This window comes from Pontibacter korlensis (genome assembly GCF_000973725.1).
Taxonomy (GTDB): domain Bacteria; phylum Bacteroidota; class Bacteroidia; order Cytophagales; family Hymenobacteraceae; genus Pontibacter; species Pontibacter korlensis.
Map to the genome: position 1 here is coordinate 2,073,898 of NZ_CP009621.1, position 14,390 is coordinate 2,088,287.

Genomic DNA, 14,390 nt, shown 5'->3' on the forward strand with positions numbered 1-14,390 from the left:
GCCAATGTAAAGTTTAAGCCCGGATTGCCCCTGTCAGTTCAGGAAAATAACGATATAGTACAATATATAGGGGAAGGGATTTTTAGCACTTCTCCTTTAGGTATACGGCAAAACAGCAATAAGCAACGGTAGAGATAGTTAACAGGCTACAGAGAAAACTTAAAATGTAAACAAGACATAAAAAGGCTTAAATTTGAAATCCAACCGGCGTGGCTGGAACATGAATCACAAAACCGACATAACTCTACAGATAGTATGAAACTGCTGAAACGCATTGCTGCTACTGCCATGGTAGCTTTTGTATTACCGCTGGCCGTACTTGCACAGAAGCCCAAGGGCAAAGATCAACTCGTAACCATCTCTACCGCACGGGGCGACATCAAGCTTGTGCTTTTTGATGACACCCCACAACACAAAGCCAACTTCCTGAAACTGGCTAAAGAGGGTTTCTACGATGGCACTACCTTCCACCGTGTGATAGATGGTTTTATGATACAGGGAGGAGATCCTAACACAAAAGATGATAACCCGCGCAATGATGGTGCTGGTAGCCCAGGCTATACTGTTCCGGCCGAAATCAACTCAGCTCACAAGCATGTGCGAGGAGCCGTAGCAGCAGCACGCCAAGGCGACATGGTAAACCCGGAGCGCGCGAGCAGTGGCTCACAGTTCTACATAGTGGAAAACCACGATGGTACCCCTATGCTGGATGACGTGTATACGGTGTTTGGGCAGGTAGTAGATGGCTTGGATGTGGTGGACAAAATCGCGGAGCTGCCAAAGGATGGACGTGACCGGCCACTATCTGACGTGAAAATGAAGGTGACGGTGGAGCAGGTAAAGAAGAAAAAGGTCGCTAAGAAGTACGACTATAATTACAACACCCAAACACTGGAAAAGAAATAACAAGATGAAGCGAATACTGATTACAGGCTCTAACGGGCTACTGGGGCAGAAATTAGCCGAACTATTACTATCAAGGCAGGATGTTGAACTACTTGCCACCAGCCGTGGAGAGAACAAACTAGCTGAGCTATATCCGACACTTCCTTTCAAAAGTATGGATGTGACGAACCCAGAGCAGGTGGAGCAGGTGGTAAGCAAGTTCCGCCCTACACACATCATCCATACTGCCGCCATGACCAACGTGGATCAGTGCGAGAGCGATCGCGACGGTGCGCTGCTGTTAAATCGTGATGCTGTGCAGTTCTTGGTAGATGCATGCGAAAAGTATAATGTGCACCTCATCCACGTAAGCACCGACTTTATTTTTGACGGCGAAAACGGCCCATATGACGAAGAGGCGGAGGCAAAGCCGGTAAACTTCTACGGAGAGACCAAGCTAATGGCAGAGGAGATCGTGAAGAACGCGAAGTGTAAGTGGGCCATACTCCGGACAGTGCTGGTATATGGCGTTGTAAACGACTATGGTCGTACTAACATTGTGCTGTGGGTGCGCGATAGTTTGCAGGCTGGTAAAGTAATCAAAGTTGTTACAGATCAGTTCCGCACACCAACACTAGCCGAGGATTTAGCAATGGGCTGCTGGTTGGCTGCTGAGAAGGACGCTGAGGGTATTTATAACATCTCTGGCAGCGAAATGCTGACTCCTTATGATATGGCCCTGCAGGTTGCCAATTACTTTGCACTAGATAAATCGCTTATAGACAAGGCCGATGGCAGTACCTTTTCACAGCCTGCCAAGCGTCCGCCTCGCACAGGCTTCATCATTCGGAAAGCCGAAACAGACCTAGGTTACCGCCCCCACACTTTTGCCGAGGGTATCCGAGTAGTGGCAGAGCAGGCTGAGGCTTAGTATAGCAAAGTACTCGGTGTATTCAGTTGCGCCACAAGTTCCCAACGAATTCAAGATAAGGCAGTAAGCTTCGGTTTACTGCCTTATTGCTATAACATTAAAAATATGCGATTTTTAATGCAGCTGTCCGATCCATTACCTATATTGTACCCTTTAATTTCAGTACAATACGACCAAACACCTTAAACTAACTAAACTAACTCTTCTACCTTACTTTATGAGTGCTAACAAAGAATCCTGGGGCTCACGCGTCGGTCTAATCCTGGCGATGGCCGGTAATGCCGTAGGTCTCGGAAACTTCCTGCGCTTCCCGGTGCAGGCGGTGCAAAATGGCGGCGGCGCCTTTATCATCCCTTATCTTGTCTGTTTTTTGGTGATGGGTATTCCCCTGCTTTGGATAGAGTGGTCTATGGGCCGCTTTGGGGGCAAGCATGGTAACCACTCCACACCTTATATTGTGGACACCATGGGTAAACATCGCCTGTGGAAGTATATTGGCGTATTCGGTATCTGGACAAACATTGCTGTAGCGGCTTATTACTGCTACCTGGAGTCCTGGACACTCTCTTATGTGTTTCACTCCGTTCTGGGCACGTTCAATGGCCTAGATCAGGAAGGCGTGGCAGCTTTCTTTGACACCTATGTTAGCATCGGCGATTCCACACTAGGTATACCTTATGAGGCTGTGGTGTTTTACATCATCTGTTTGCTGCTTAACACCTGGATCTTATCGCAAGGTTTGTCTGGTGGTGTAGAGCGTGTGGCAAAGATAGGCATGCCTATGCTGATTCTGTTCGGCGTGTTCCTGGCGTTCAAAGGCTTTACCATTTCTGCCGGAGAAGCCGGTGCCGTAAACGACAGCTCTGTGGGCCTGAACTTCCTGTGGACGCCAAACTTTGATGAACTGTGGTCGCCAACAGTGTGGCTTGCTGCAGCCGGACAAATCTTCTTTACGCTATCGGTAGGTATGGGTACTGTACACTGCTACGCTTCTTATGTAAGGTCTAAAGATGATATCGCACTTAATGCTATGTCGGCTGGCTGGATGAACGAATTCGTAGAAGTAGTACTTGGTGCCTCTATCCTGATTCCAATTTCGATTGGTTACTTGGGTGTAGAAAGAGTAACAGAGTTGGTGCAGTCCGGTGGTCTGGGGCTGGCATTTAAAACACTACCGTTCCTGTTTACGCAGTGGGGCGAGGTGCTAGGTGCCATTGCCGGTGTTATGTGGTTCGGTTTGTTGTTCTTTGCGGGTATCACCTCCTCCCTGGCTATGGGTACACCTTGGATCGGCTTCCTGCAGGATGAGTTTAAATGGGAGCGTAAATCAGCGGCCTGGTCTTTTGGTCTGATCGTGCTGATACTAGGTATGCCAACGGTACTGTTCTTCCACTACGGTGTGTTCGATGAGTATGATTACTGGGCAGGTACAGTTTCGCTGGTAGTATTTGCCCTGGTTGAGACGATTCTATTTGCATGGGTGTTTGGTATGGATAAAGGCTGGCGTGAGATCACATCCGGAGCCGATATACAAGTACCTAACTTCTATAGGTACATCATCAAGTTTGTAACTCCGCTGCTGCTCCTGTGGGTGTTCATCGGCTCACTGGTAACGCCGAAAGGCGGCGACTGGGCAAAGGCTTTTGCAGGTGATTGGGTGCTTGACGACAGCTCTATTATCAACAAGATCAAGAATACGAGCCTAAAGCGCCAACTGGCAGAAGCTACAGATCCTGCTGTAATCGAACAACTGCAGGAAACACTGTTCTTTGTAAATGCCTCGCGTATACTTCTGGTAACAGTGTTCCTGAGTATTGCTGCGTTGGTTTACATTGCCTATAAAAAAAGAGTTAGAGAAGGAAGGATATAAGAAACTATGAATACATCTGCACTTATTGTGATGCTCAGTACCATGCTGTTGGTAACCGGGCTGATGATTTACTTTTTCACGCGTGTGCTAAGTGCACCCCCAAAGCCTGAGCCAGACTCTTATCTCGATAACGACGATGAACCAGAGCGCCAGGTAAAACCGTAAAAACTATACATGAAGAAAATAAAGCACTGGATACGCAGGAACTTTGGCTTTTCGCAGCGTGAAGTAAATGCGTCTCTGGTGCTACTTACCTTACTGGTGCTGCTATTGGTGGCACCTTTTCTTTTAAGTACGTTACTGCAGAGTCTGAGTACGTTTCACCTCAAGACCGCCAACTACTTGACAGCTTAGTAGCGCAACTGGAGGAAAGGCAGCCGGAACGAACCAGCAAGTATACTACGGCCCTTCAACCCAAACGAGCTGACGGTGGAAGAGTGGCAGGCGTTCGATTTGCCCAAGTACCTGGCGCAGCTTATTCTCAACTACCGAAGCAAAGTAGGTAACCTTACCTACAAAGCAGAACTAGGCAAAATCTATGGGCTTCCGGATTCTGTTTTTCAGCGGCTTTACCCTTACATCGATTTGCCTGAGGAGCGTCCGTCTAAGTACAAACGCCCTGAAAGTATAGCAACTCGCCCCACACCAAACCCCAACTGGAGCAATAACAAGCGTGAGCGGTTTATACTTGCTCCTTTCAATATACACCATACAACTTGAGTAGATCAGGGGCATAGGCAGTAAACTATCAGCTCGCATCGTGAAGTACAGAAATGGCTTGGGCGGCTTCCATGATATTGAGCAGCTGCGAGAGGTTTATGGATTGCAGCCGGAGGTGGTAGAAAGCCTGCAGAAGTATACCTTCGTGCCGAAAGCCAACAGTGCTAAGTATTAACACCGCTATTGCCGACGAACTGCGGGCACACCCATGCATCTCTTCTAACGTGGCCCGAGCCAATGTTGCCTACCGTGAGCAGCATGGCAGGTACAGACAACTGGAAGACGTGCGCCAGGTAAAGCTGGTAACAGCAGAGCTCTATGTAAAACTACAGCCATACCTAACACTGTAGCAGCTATAGTCATCTCAGATACTCTTGAGACAAAAAGTGGAAAGGACTCCATAGTGTATCCGCATTGCTGTGAAAGCTGGACTCGTGAAACCATGAACTAACCCTTCTGAGGAGCGGAATTTTCAAGAATTACAAACATCTTCCTATGCCCCTTCGAGGGGGAGTAATGATAAGCTTCGCTAGCAGTGTCTAACTAAAGCTGATCCCAGTCCTTGGGTTGAGCGCCTTGTGAAATCCGGTGCCTTAAGGGCAGCGCCCTGGCGCAGGAGGGAACGCCGCGCGATGCCCGAGGACGAGGCCCCGCGGCCTTGAGCGCAAAAAGTGAAACGAGCTGGTTGTAGAGCCGTGGAGGAACAGCAGTTAGAAAGTATAGCTTGGCTCAAGTTGTAGAGGCTGCGACTATGAAGTATAGCAAGCAAAAACCAAGTGTAAAAAGGCACGGGCTGCAAGCCCGCGCCAGCGACGAGAAGTTTGGCATAAGCGGAAGCTTGCGGCAAATCACTTAACTACGACGTAAAAGCCTTTGCTTGAATGAAAGTATAGAAGAAAACAGCATTCGGGCTTTTTGCTACTATATGCATCTCCTCCTTCACCTTATCCGCCAATTCCGCATCCACATAACCGGCATCCAACAGTTGCGGTAACCCGCTTAGGAGTAGTTCAGTCCAAAAGCCAATCATCTCGGCACGTTTGGCAGGATTGCGGTTATCGAGGTGGTAGGTTTTAGTTTCGGTGCTGATTCGCTGATACCCTACAGACTGCAATAGGTTCCCCAGCTTCGCGCCGACAAAAGGGTCTCCGCTCATATCGTATTGAAGATCGTTGAAGCGCATCCAGTACTGCAGCACGTTAGGAGAGTAGGGCTCCACAAAGAAGCTGGAGTTTAGCACCTCCGTAATTACAATAGGGCTGCCGGGCTTCAGCACGCGGCGCACCTCCGACAGCACACGTGCAGGCTCGGGTATATGCTCCAACACCCAGCAAAGGAAAGCTCCGTCGAAATCTGCCTGTGAGTTAAAGCTCATGTCCATGGCATTCTCCTGCAGCAGTTCGTAACGGTCGGTGGCATAAGGAACTGTAGACAAAAACTTACGAGCCTGCGCGATCTGCTTATCAGAGTAGTCGATGCCGGTCAGGAAGAGATGTGGGAAGCGGCGTAGTAAAATCTCAGATTGTGCCCCAACACCACAGCCAACTTCCAGCAGTTTTGTAACAGTAGAAAAATCAATGTCGGAGTAAATCTTATTTTCCATGAACCTTGCCTGCTTATACAGGCGGGTCTGTTCCTCCGGCGAGTAGCCGTGTAGATACTTTTCTTCAGATGATGATTCTTTAGACGCTGCTACCATGTTTGATCAGTTTTTAAGCGAGAGTTACATCTATTACTTGTATAAAGAAAGCGCAGGGAGAACTATTGTTGATTTAAACTATCTATCAATCCTATAGCTTTTTCGACAACCTGCCGCTCACTTTTGAAAGAAAGCATTTCAAAAGCTTGCTTCAAAGACACCCACCGTGCTTCGTTTACCTCCCAATCGTGTTTTCCTATGTCGCCTGACTCGTACCGCAGCAGGAAAAAGTGCACAAGCTTATGGAAGCGCACCCGCTGCTTGCCTTTGTCGCCAACATACCAGTATTCTATGGTGTCTATCTTTTGAAGTAGTTCTGTGGTGATACCTGTTTCTTCCTGCACCTCGCGCACAGCAGTAACCTCTGGTGTTTCACCGGGGTCTACTATACCCTTGGGCAGCTGCCACCGCCTTTGAGGTCCTACAGAAATTAGGGCCACCTCTACACCAGATGAGCCCCTGTGGTAGGCCACTCCTCCTGAGGATACCTGCTCTACCGTAGGGAGTTTGGGTTTTGGGTTGTTAAGGTTTGTTTGTGAGGGCATCGTTCAACGTATAAAAATGTAAACTTTATACTTGATGCACTGGTGCAAAGGTTTACTTTGCCTGTGTTACGGCCTTCTGTGGTTGAGACTTCTGCTGGTCGTTTAGCCATAGCAAAGTGGAGTTATAGGCCATGTCGTGCACGCCCACATACAGCACCAGCTTCACGTTATTTGATTCGCGACTAAATACCACCTCCGGGTCAGACTCGCCAAAGTGGGGATCGGTGGCCTCGCCCTGCAGGTTCTCTGGTATGGCCTGTTCCTTTACAATGTACTCCATATCCTCTTTGGAAATAGTATCGGCGGGAGCAGCTAAGATATTAAAGGCACGGATGGAATGGCTTGGCGGCACCAGCAGGTCATTTATACCGTGAGCCAGGAGGATCGAGACATCTTTAGCCTTGTGAATATGGGTACTGGGACTGCGCCTCTTCCCCTCTGCAGCCGCTGCTGTACCCAGAAGAGGTTCACCACCCAAAGCGGCTATAATTTGTTTGTTATACTTGCGGTGCGGATAGTATAGGTTGAAATCATACCACTCCGGGATATCGAAAACAGGGACCCAAGCCGCAACACCAGCCCATAGCTCAGGGTGGCGGCTGGCTGTAACCAGTGCGGTCATAGCACCGCCCGAGGAACCAACCAGGTACACTCGCGAAGAGTCAATATCAGCATGCTGCATGGCATAATCCACCGCATCCACGATATCCTGAATGGCGGCATCTGAAGCCATTGCCTCAGGGTGCTCAAAAATGCCCCGATAATTTGGCTGAATAAATGCCCAGTCGTACTTCTCGGCCCAAAGCGCAAACGGAATAGACGGCACTTGCAGGTATCCACTGCTCCAGCTATGCAACAGCACCAGCAGCGGCTTTTTGCGGCTCGATTCAGAGGCATAGAACAAAGCAGGCTCTACCTTGCCATCCATTGTAGACTTTATCTGCACCACTTCAATATCCTTCAGCTCCTTTTTCCAGTCCTCAAGGCTTTCGTCGCCCACATTGCCGGGGTATTGTTTGGTGGTGGTGTATCCTTCCAAGGGCTCGATAGGAGGGATAGGTTTGTCCCTGTTACAGGCCGTGAACAGAATACTTAGCAGCAAAGGAAGCAGAAGTTTAACCGGGTGAGAGTTTTTCTTCATCAGAATGGTTTTAGCGGGCACAAAGGTATAAGTTGGCTGTACTTTTACAAGAACTGTATCCTGATAAAAATGTTACGCTAAGCTCCAGGCAGAGGGCAAAAACAAAGAAGGTGGCACTGGTTTTTAGTTAGCAGTATCTACATCCTGATACCGCACCTTCAGGTTAGATTTTGAGGTGAAGTGCTGAACAACAGCGGTATACTTCTCCTGGCTCGCCTCATGAAAATTGTCTGAAGTATCCCACACCCTGCCGTCGGAGAAGCTAATTTTGTAGTGCGGCTCTGCTTCCACTTCGCCTTTAGAATTCAGTTTGTGCGTATAGTGCGTGATAGAAGTAATATCTTGGATTGAGTACTCTTGCGGTGTCAGCGAATTGAAGTCGTTGATGATGATTTTGTCCCCGATGATTTCTTTGTACCAACCAAGGCCTAGGACAGACAGAACAACCCCGGCTATAACGCTGCCTATACACATTAACTGCACTACCTTATACCCATCTATACCATGTTTCCGGTTGGTGAACTCTATGTATACATCATACTAGTCCCGAAGCACGAGGCGGTACAGGAGCTCGATTGGTGGCATAATCAGTCCGAGCCCAAAGCAAAGACCAGGTACTAACCAAAAAGATTCAGGTGGGTATATTGCAAAATCTAAAGACCGACCACGGAAGTAGAGCTCCTGCACATCGTTGCCAAGCAGGTAAAAGATATAGCAGATAAGGCCTGTAAAGAAGAAAAGGGGAATAATGGAGAAGATCTCGTAAATCTTGTACTTATACTCATTCAAGAATATCAGCTTATCATAGTCCCCTACAGGTTTTGGCTTGTGCGGAAACAACAAGGCCAGCAGAAAGAAAATAACGGCAGTAAGAATAGAAGCTAACATCACAAAAGTAAAAGTGCAGCAAGTTAGTGCTTTCTGCCTCAGCAACTCGTTTCCAACTCTTGCTAAATCATACTAACTTGCTTTGTTTGTCTAGACTTTCGGCAAGCTTCTTTCGTTAACGAGGCAGTAACAGTAATAACACAATGCAGCAAATGCAGGTACAGCAGCAGGTTTATACGGCGAGGCCAGAAGACTATGCTTTCCTTACAGAAGTATGGGAGGCATCGGTACGGGCAACGCATCATTTTCTGACAGAGGAAGATATACTGTTTTATAAGCCGCTGGTGCGGGATGAGTACCTGCAGCAGGTAGAGCTGCGTTATGTAAAAGACGAAAATGGGCGCATTGCCGGGTTTGTTGGTACTGCCGAGGGTAAAGTGGAGATGCTATTTGTCCACCCGGAGAGCCGGGGGCAAGGCATCGGAAAAAAACTATTGCAATATGCTGTAGATGCGCTGCAGGCAAATGCTGTGGACGTAAACGAACAAAACGAACAGGCAATAGGCTTTTATGAGCATTTTGGCTTCCGTACTGTTAGCCGCTCAGAGGTAGACGGCATGGGCAAACCATACCCGATACTGCACATGCAGTTGCCTCGCTAAAAAGCGCTGAAAGTACAGTATTATCATGAAAGACATCCTCAAAAATTACAGGCGTAGACTTCTGAACCTTGGCTCCAGCAACAGAGCCCTGGTATTGCTGCGCCTGTACCGAGAGCTGCACCTGGATGTAGAGGCACTGGATTTCGTGAATGGTAAGCCGGCGTTTGATGTGCTTGGAAAGCTGCTGAGTGGCAAAAAGAAGATTACGCTGAGTCCATATGCCGACAGCCGCCATGCACCTGTAGCTGCTGTGAGTCGGCGCCTGCGTTTTATCAAGCGCAAGGCCGAGATGATATTTGAGGAGCGTGGTAGCAGGGAGTTATACTTAGGCTGGCCCTTTGTGCATGGCAAGTTCTCGGACGGTACGGCCGTGCGTAGCCCGCTGCTGTTCTTTCCTGTGAAGCTGCAGGTAAATGCGGCACAGGAGTGGGAGCTGCAACCCGATGAGGCGCAGCCGCCACAGTTTAACCAGAGCTTTCTGCTGGCCTACGCGCATTATATGGAAACACCTTTGGCCGAGGAGCTAGTGGAGCTGGACTTAAGCACACTGCCGCAGCATCCGCTGGAGTTTCGCACTAAAGTTTATGAACTGCTGAAAGAGCATCAGCTAAGTATAAATGCCGGCCGTGAGTTTTTCACAGATAAACTAAAACGCTTTACAGACTATAAAAAAGCTGATTACGAGACGGAACTGAAGCCGGGGCAGCTGCACCTGGAGCAGGAGGCTGTGCTGGGTATATTCCCGCAGACAGCTTCTTATTTACTCACAGATTATGATGCCCTGCTGGAGCAAGGGGAGCTGCAGGAAATGGAGCAGCTGTTCGGTACGCCCGAGGCAAGTACAAACCTGAGTACACAGGCGCAGCATACTTTTACGGCCTTTGCCATGGATGCCTCGCAGGAGGCGGCGCTGCAGGCGGTAAAGCAGGGGCAGTCGGTGGTGGTGCAAGGACCTCCGGGCACGGGCAAATCGCAGCTTATCTGTAATTTAGTATCTGACTTTACCGCAAGGGGCAAGAAGGTGCTGGTGGTTAGTCAAAAGCGAGCTGCCCTGGATGTAGTGCACCAGCGGCTGTCGCGGCAGGGGCTGGGTACGTTTGCCGCCCTGGTGCACGACATTAACGCCGACCGAAAAGCTATCTTCAATCAGTTGCGCGAGCAGATAGAGCAGCTGGACGAGTATAAAAAGCAGAACCTTGCGCTCAACAGCATCTACACCGACCGCACCTTTCTGGAGGTGAGCCGTGGCATTAACAAGAACTTAGAAAAGCTACAAAGCTTTAAAACAGCCCTGTTCGACATGAGCCGCTGTGGTTGGTCGCCGAAGGAGCTATACTTGCGCAGCAGCTTGCAACAGCCGCACATCCCGCTCAATCCATACTACAAAAGCCTGACAGCAGAGACGGTGGCTGAGTTTCTGCCGCGTCTGCGCCAGTACTTAGACAGAGCTATTCCCTGGCAGAAGGAGGATTTTGTGTGGAAGGAGCGTAGAAACATGCAAGGCTATACCTGGCAGGAGAGGCAGGAACTGGAAAACGTAATCCAGGCGCTGCCAGAGGAAAACAGGGAACTAGAAAGGAGAATCAGCGACCTGGGCGGCTACCCTTTCACCCTGGGCGACCTGCCAAAGTATACCGCAGCCTTGGGGAGAGTTAAAGTGCTGCAGGAGTTGCTGGCGCAGGAGGATGTCTTGCAGGCGCTTCAGCCCTTACTGCAGCGGCAGGCGGAGCCAAAGGAGTTGCAAAAGCAGCTGGTGCAGCTAAAGGAGCTGTATTTGGTTTGTCCTGCTCCAGATGCTGCTATTGCCACCGAGGATCTTATCTCTGTACGAGCCGCTGTTGCCAAGTATGAGGAACAGCAAAATCAACTGCTCAAGCGTGTTGCCTGGTTTTTTGCTCCAGAAAAGCAGCTGCTTAAAAGGGCACTGGGCAAGTATAAACTGGAGTTGGATGAGGCAGGAGTAGGAGAACTGCAGCGGCGACTGGAACTACGGCAACAGTCAGTAGAGCTCATGCAGGGCATCAACCAAAGTATAAAAGCAGGCTTGAAAATTAGTCAACATCCAAGCGAGGTGCTGCAACGGCTTAAGGCAGTAGAGGAGGCCATACAGGTACAAAAGCTGCTCCGGCAACTGCACAAAGAGCAAATACTCCACGAGAAGCTGTTAAGTATTGTGCAGCTGCCGGAGCACCTGCAGCGCCTGGTACAAAGTATAAACGAAGCCGAAGAAAAGTATAAATCCTGGCAAACCTGGCTTACAGAGGGCCAGATTACACGACTAACGCAGGACGGAAAGTATAAAGAAGCGTTGCTGCAGGAACTACCGGAGGTGTTCGAACACCTGGTGGCCTTCGATGCATTATTAACCTCCTTCACCGCGCCAGAGCGAAAGGTAGCGGAACTGCTGCTTAGCCAAAGTATAAAAACAGCCGGGGAGGGAGAAGCGCTCTTCCTGAACAGCCTGTACCTGGCCTGGCTGCACGAACTGGAGGGGCAGCACCCAGAGCTACGTATGCCGAGCAACGGAGAACTGGAGCGGTTAGAAGTAGAACTGCAGCAACTGTTACAGCAAAAGCAGGAGCTGAGCCAGGAAATCGTGCTGTCGCGGCTTCGGGAGCAGGCTTATAAAGATATCGAGGTAAACCGCCTTGGTAACCCCGTTACCTACCGTCGACTGCACGCACAGGTCAGCAAGAAGCGTAGCCTGTACCCGCTCCGCAAGTTGTTCGCGATGTTTTCGGAAGAGCTGCTGGACCTGGTACCTTGCTGGTTAGCCTCACCTGAAACGGTGTCGGCGGTGCTGCCACTGGAGCGTTGCTTTGACCTGGTGATTTTCGATGAGGCCTCGCAGTGTTATGCGGAAACAGGCATACCTGCCATGTTACGTGGCAAACAGGTTATGGTAGCCGGTGATGCGCAGCAGCTGAAACCCTCCGACCTTTACCGTGCCCGCTGGAGTAGTGCAGAGGGGGAAGACGAAGTAGAGGAATTGTCGGCAGAGTCTCTGCTCGAACTGTGCGGTTTATACTTGCCGCAGACCATGCTCACGCAACATTACCGCAGCCGCTATCCAGAGCTTATCGAGTTCTCGAACCGCTACTTCTATAAAAACAAACTGGAGCTGATACCAGAGCTGCAGGATGCCAATGCCCGCCAGCCGGCTATTACCTTCGTTAAAGTGCACGGGCTGTGGCAGGACAACCAGAACCTGCTGGAGGCGCAGCGGGTAGTGGAGCTGGTACTACAACACCTGCAGGCAGGGCAGGAGGAGGTAGGCGTCATTACCTTCAACTATAACCAACAAATGCTGGTGCAATACCTGCTGGAGGAAGCAGCACAACAGCAAAACATCTCTCTGCCAGCCTCAGTGCTTGTAAAGAACATCGAAAACATACAGGGCGATGAAAAGGAGGTGATTATACTTTCGGTGGGTTATGCCCCGGATGAAGGAGGTAGAATGGCAATGCAGTTCGGTAGCCTGAACCAGGCCGGAGGCGAAAACCGCCTGAACGTTGCCGTGACCCGCGCGAAACAACAGGTGGTGGTGGTAAGCAGCATTAGGGCAGAGCAACTGCAGGTGGAGAATACTTTGCACGCCGGTCCGAAGGTGCTGAAAGACTACCTGCACTATGCGCAGCAGGTAAGCCGCCGCTATTTTGAGTATATGCCTAAGCAGGAAAGTATGCCAGCCCAGGTGCCACTGCTGAAAGAGGTGCTGGCACAGCAGGTACTAAACCTGAAGCAGGAAGTGCCTTTTGCGGACCTGACGTGGGTAAAGAGTGCCGCCTACCAAGGAGTAGTGCTCACGGATGACGATTTATACTACAGTGCTCTCTCCGTACGTCACTCGCATGCCGATATACCGCAGCTGTTGCAGCAGCGCCACTGGCCCTATAAACGTGTTTACAGTCGTCAGCTTTGGGAGAAGCCGGAGAAGACGGTGGAAGGAGTTAGAAAATTTAAAAGTTAGAGGGTTAGAAAGGTAAAGGTATTTCTGGAGTAAGCGCCAACTTGGGCTAAGCTTTGTAAAAGCAAACTTTGGGTTTGAAAGTTCAGCAAGTACAGATCGGCGTCTGTGACAGAAGTTGTAGTCTTTTATACTTTCTGCACCACGCCCCGTACAAACTTTCTAAATTTTTAACCTTCTAACTAAAGCTAACTTTCTAACTACAGTCTGTGCTCTACAAAATCTTCACCGTCTACATCTATCTCCAAACCCTATTCTGCGGGTGTGGGGCAGACAGGCGGCACAGCGGCTTTGAGAAACCTGACTTCAAGTATAAGCTGAAGAATATAGCGCGGCTGGATGAGCCGGTACAGGAAAGCTCTGGACTTGCCCACGCTCCTGATAGTACCTTCTGGACCCACGGCGATAGCGGAACACCTGCAGTACTACACAGCTTTGATCTGGAAGGGCAGCTGCTGCAAACCTTACCGCTGGAGCTGCAAAACCGTGACTGGGAAGAGTTGGCCGAGAGCGATGAGCAGCTCTTTATCGGTGACTTTGGCAATAATCAGAACACCCGCCGCGATCTGCGTATCTATATCTTAAATAAAGCAGATTATACATTGGCGGGTACCTTATACTTCTCTTTTGAGGATCAAACTGCTTTTCCGCCTGATAAAAACAATCAACACTTCGATTTAGAGGCCTTTTTCTACCACCAGGACTCGCTGTACCTCTTCACTAAGAGCCGGGGTAATGAAAAGCAGCTTAAGCTTTATACTTTGCCGGCGCAGCCAGGCACACACCAGGCAAGGTTGCAGGAGCAGATGCCTGTTAAAGCTATGACTACTGCCGCGGCACTCTCTCCAAGCGGCAAGCAGTTTGCCATACTTGGCTATGGCAGAGTATACCTGTTCGAGGTAAAAGGTGGCAACATCAATCTGAACGGAAGGCACTACTGCTTGGCAGCAGGTAAAACCGGACAAGCAGAGGCCATACTTTATATTTCAGAAAACCAACTCCTTATCACGAACGAGAACGGCAAGGTTTTCCAGCTTACACTTCGGAAGAATTAACAAGGAGCATCATTCCATAGTTGAAGTATGAGTTTTAACAGGGTGATGTGCAGTTATATGTGTGTCTGTTAATATCTAAATGACCTG

Annotated in this window: 16 protein-coding genes; 11 read left to right on the plus strand and 5 right to left on the minus strand. The window is 49.5% G+C overall.

What is annotated here, in order from left to right; all coding sequences use genetic code 11:
* Nucleotides 1-255 precede the first annotated feature (255 nt).
* From PKOR_RS09030 to PKOR_RS23420, 8 genes are all read left to right on the plus strand, one after another.
* Complete coding sequence (locus tag PKOR_RS09030) at nt 256-906, plus strand: peptidylprolyl isomerase (protein WP_046310265.1); 651 nt, start codon at nt 256-258, stop codon at nt 904-906.
* A 4-nt stretch (nt 907-910) separates the two neighbouring features.
* Nucleotides 911-1,816 (plus strand): SDR family oxidoreductase, encoded by a 906-nt coding sequence (locus PKOR_RS09035; protein ID WP_046310266.1) that lies wholly within the window; start codon nt 911-913, stop codon nt 1,814-1,816.
* A 217-nt stretch (nt 1,817-2,033) separates the two neighbouring features.
* Complete coding sequence (locus tag PKOR_RS09040; RefSeq protein WP_046310267.1) at nt 2,034-3,686, plus strand: sodium-dependent transporter; 1,653 nt, start codon at nt 2,034-2,036, stop codon at nt 3,684-3,686.
* Nucleotides 3,687-3,692: 6 nt separating this feature from the next.
* Nucleotides 3,693-3,851, plus strand: coding sequence for a hypothetical protein (locus PKOR_RS25235; protein WP_200897432.1), 159 nt, complete (start codon nt 3,693-3,695; stop codon nt 3,849-3,851).
* A 9-nt stretch (nt 3,852-3,860) separates the two neighbouring features.
* The gene (locus PKOR_RS09045; protein WP_046310268.1) at nt 3,861-4,040 is read left to right on the plus strand and encodes a hypothetical protein; all 180 of its coding nucleotides are present in this window, start codon (nt 3,861-3,863) and stop codon (nt 4,038-4,040) included.
* A 75-nt stretch (nt 4,041-4,115) separates the two neighbouring features.
* Entirely contained in the window at nt 4,116-4,406 is a 291-nt protein-coding gene (locus PKOR_RS09050; protein ID WP_046310269.1) for a ComEA family DNA-binding protein, read from the plus strand.
* 40 nt (nt 4,407-4,446) lie between these two features.
* Nucleotides 4,447-4,581 carry a helix-hairpin-helix domain-containing protein gene (locus PKOR_RS24060; protein WP_200897433.1) on the plus strand — a complete coding sequence of 45 codons (135 nt, stop codon included), beginning with the start codon at nt 4,447-4,449 and terminating at the stop codon, nt 4,579-4,581.
* Nucleotides 4,568-4,756: a ComEA family DNA-binding protein gene (locus tag PKOR_RS23420; RefSeq protein ID WP_052738781.1), complete on the plus strand. Its 189-nt coding sequence runs from the start codon at nt 4,568-4,570 to the stop codon at nt 4,754-4,756. Before PKOR_RS24060 ends, PKOR_RS23420 begins: the two co-directional genes overlap by 14 nt.
* Nucleotides 4,757-5,262: 506 nt before the next feature.
* Here PKOR_RS23420 and PKOR_RS09060 read toward each other — a convergent pair.
* The 5 genes from PKOR_RS09060 to PKOR_RS09080 all read right to left on the minus strand — a co-directional run bounded on the left by PKOR_RS09060 (nt 5,263) and on the right by PKOR_RS09080 (nt 8,679).
* Nucleotides 5,263-6,105 carry a class I SAM-dependent methyltransferase gene (locus PKOR_RS09060; protein ID WP_046310270.1) on the minus strand — a complete coding sequence of 281 codons (843 nt, stop codon included), beginning with the start codon at nt 6,103-6,105 and terminating at the stop codon, nt 5,263-5,265.
* Between the two features lie 62 nt (nt 6,106-6,167).
* On the minus strand, nt 6,168-6,650 hold the full coding sequence (locus PKOR_RS09065; protein ID WP_046310271.1) for an NUDIX hydrolase: 483 nt from the start codon (nt 6,648-6,650) through the stop codon (nt 6,168-6,170).
* A 52-nt stretch (nt 6,651-6,702) separates the two neighbouring features.
* A complete protein-coding gene (locus PKOR_RS09070) occupies nt 6,703-7,791 on the minus strand; it encodes an alpha/beta hydrolase family protein (RefSeq protein ID WP_046310272.1) in 1,089 nt (362 codons plus the stop codon).
* 123 nt (nt 7,792-7,914) lie between these two features.
* A complete protein-coding gene (locus PKOR_RS09075) occupies nt 7,915-8,274 on the minus strand; it encodes a hypothetical protein (RefSeq protein ID WP_148561652.1) in 360 nt (119 codons plus the stop codon).
* 57 nt (nt 8,275-8,331) lie between these two features.
* The gene (locus tag PKOR_RS09080) at nt 8,332-8,679 is read right to left on the minus strand and encodes a hypothetical protein (RefSeq protein WP_046310274.1); all 348 of its coding nucleotides are present in this window, start codon (nt 8,677-8,679) and stop codon (nt 8,332-8,334) included.
* A 143-nt stretch (nt 8,680-8,822) separates the two neighbouring features.
* Here PKOR_RS09080 and PKOR_RS09085 point away from each other — a divergent pair, with 143 nt between their 5' ends.
* From PKOR_RS09085 to PKOR_RS09095, 3 genes are all read left to right on the plus strand, one after another.
* Complete coding sequence (locus tag PKOR_RS09085; RefSeq protein ID WP_235337383.1) at nt 8,823-9,281, plus strand: GNAT family N-acetyltransferase; 459 nt, start codon at nt 8,823-8,825, stop codon at nt 9,279-9,281.
* Nucleotides 9,282-9,306: 25 nt separating this feature from the next.
* On the plus strand, nt 9,307-13,251 hold the full coding sequence (locus PKOR_RS09090) for an AAA domain-containing protein (protein ID WP_046310275.1): 3,945 nt from the start codon (nt 9,307-9,309) through the stop codon (nt 13,249-13,251).
* Nucleotides 13,252-13,457: 206 nt separating this feature from the next.
* Complete coding sequence (locus PKOR_RS09095) at nt 13,458-14,303, plus strand: hypothetical protein (RefSeq protein WP_046310276.1); 846 nt, start codon at nt 13,458-13,460, stop codon at nt 14,301-14,303.
* Nucleotides 14,304-14,390: the final 87 nt, after the last annotated feature.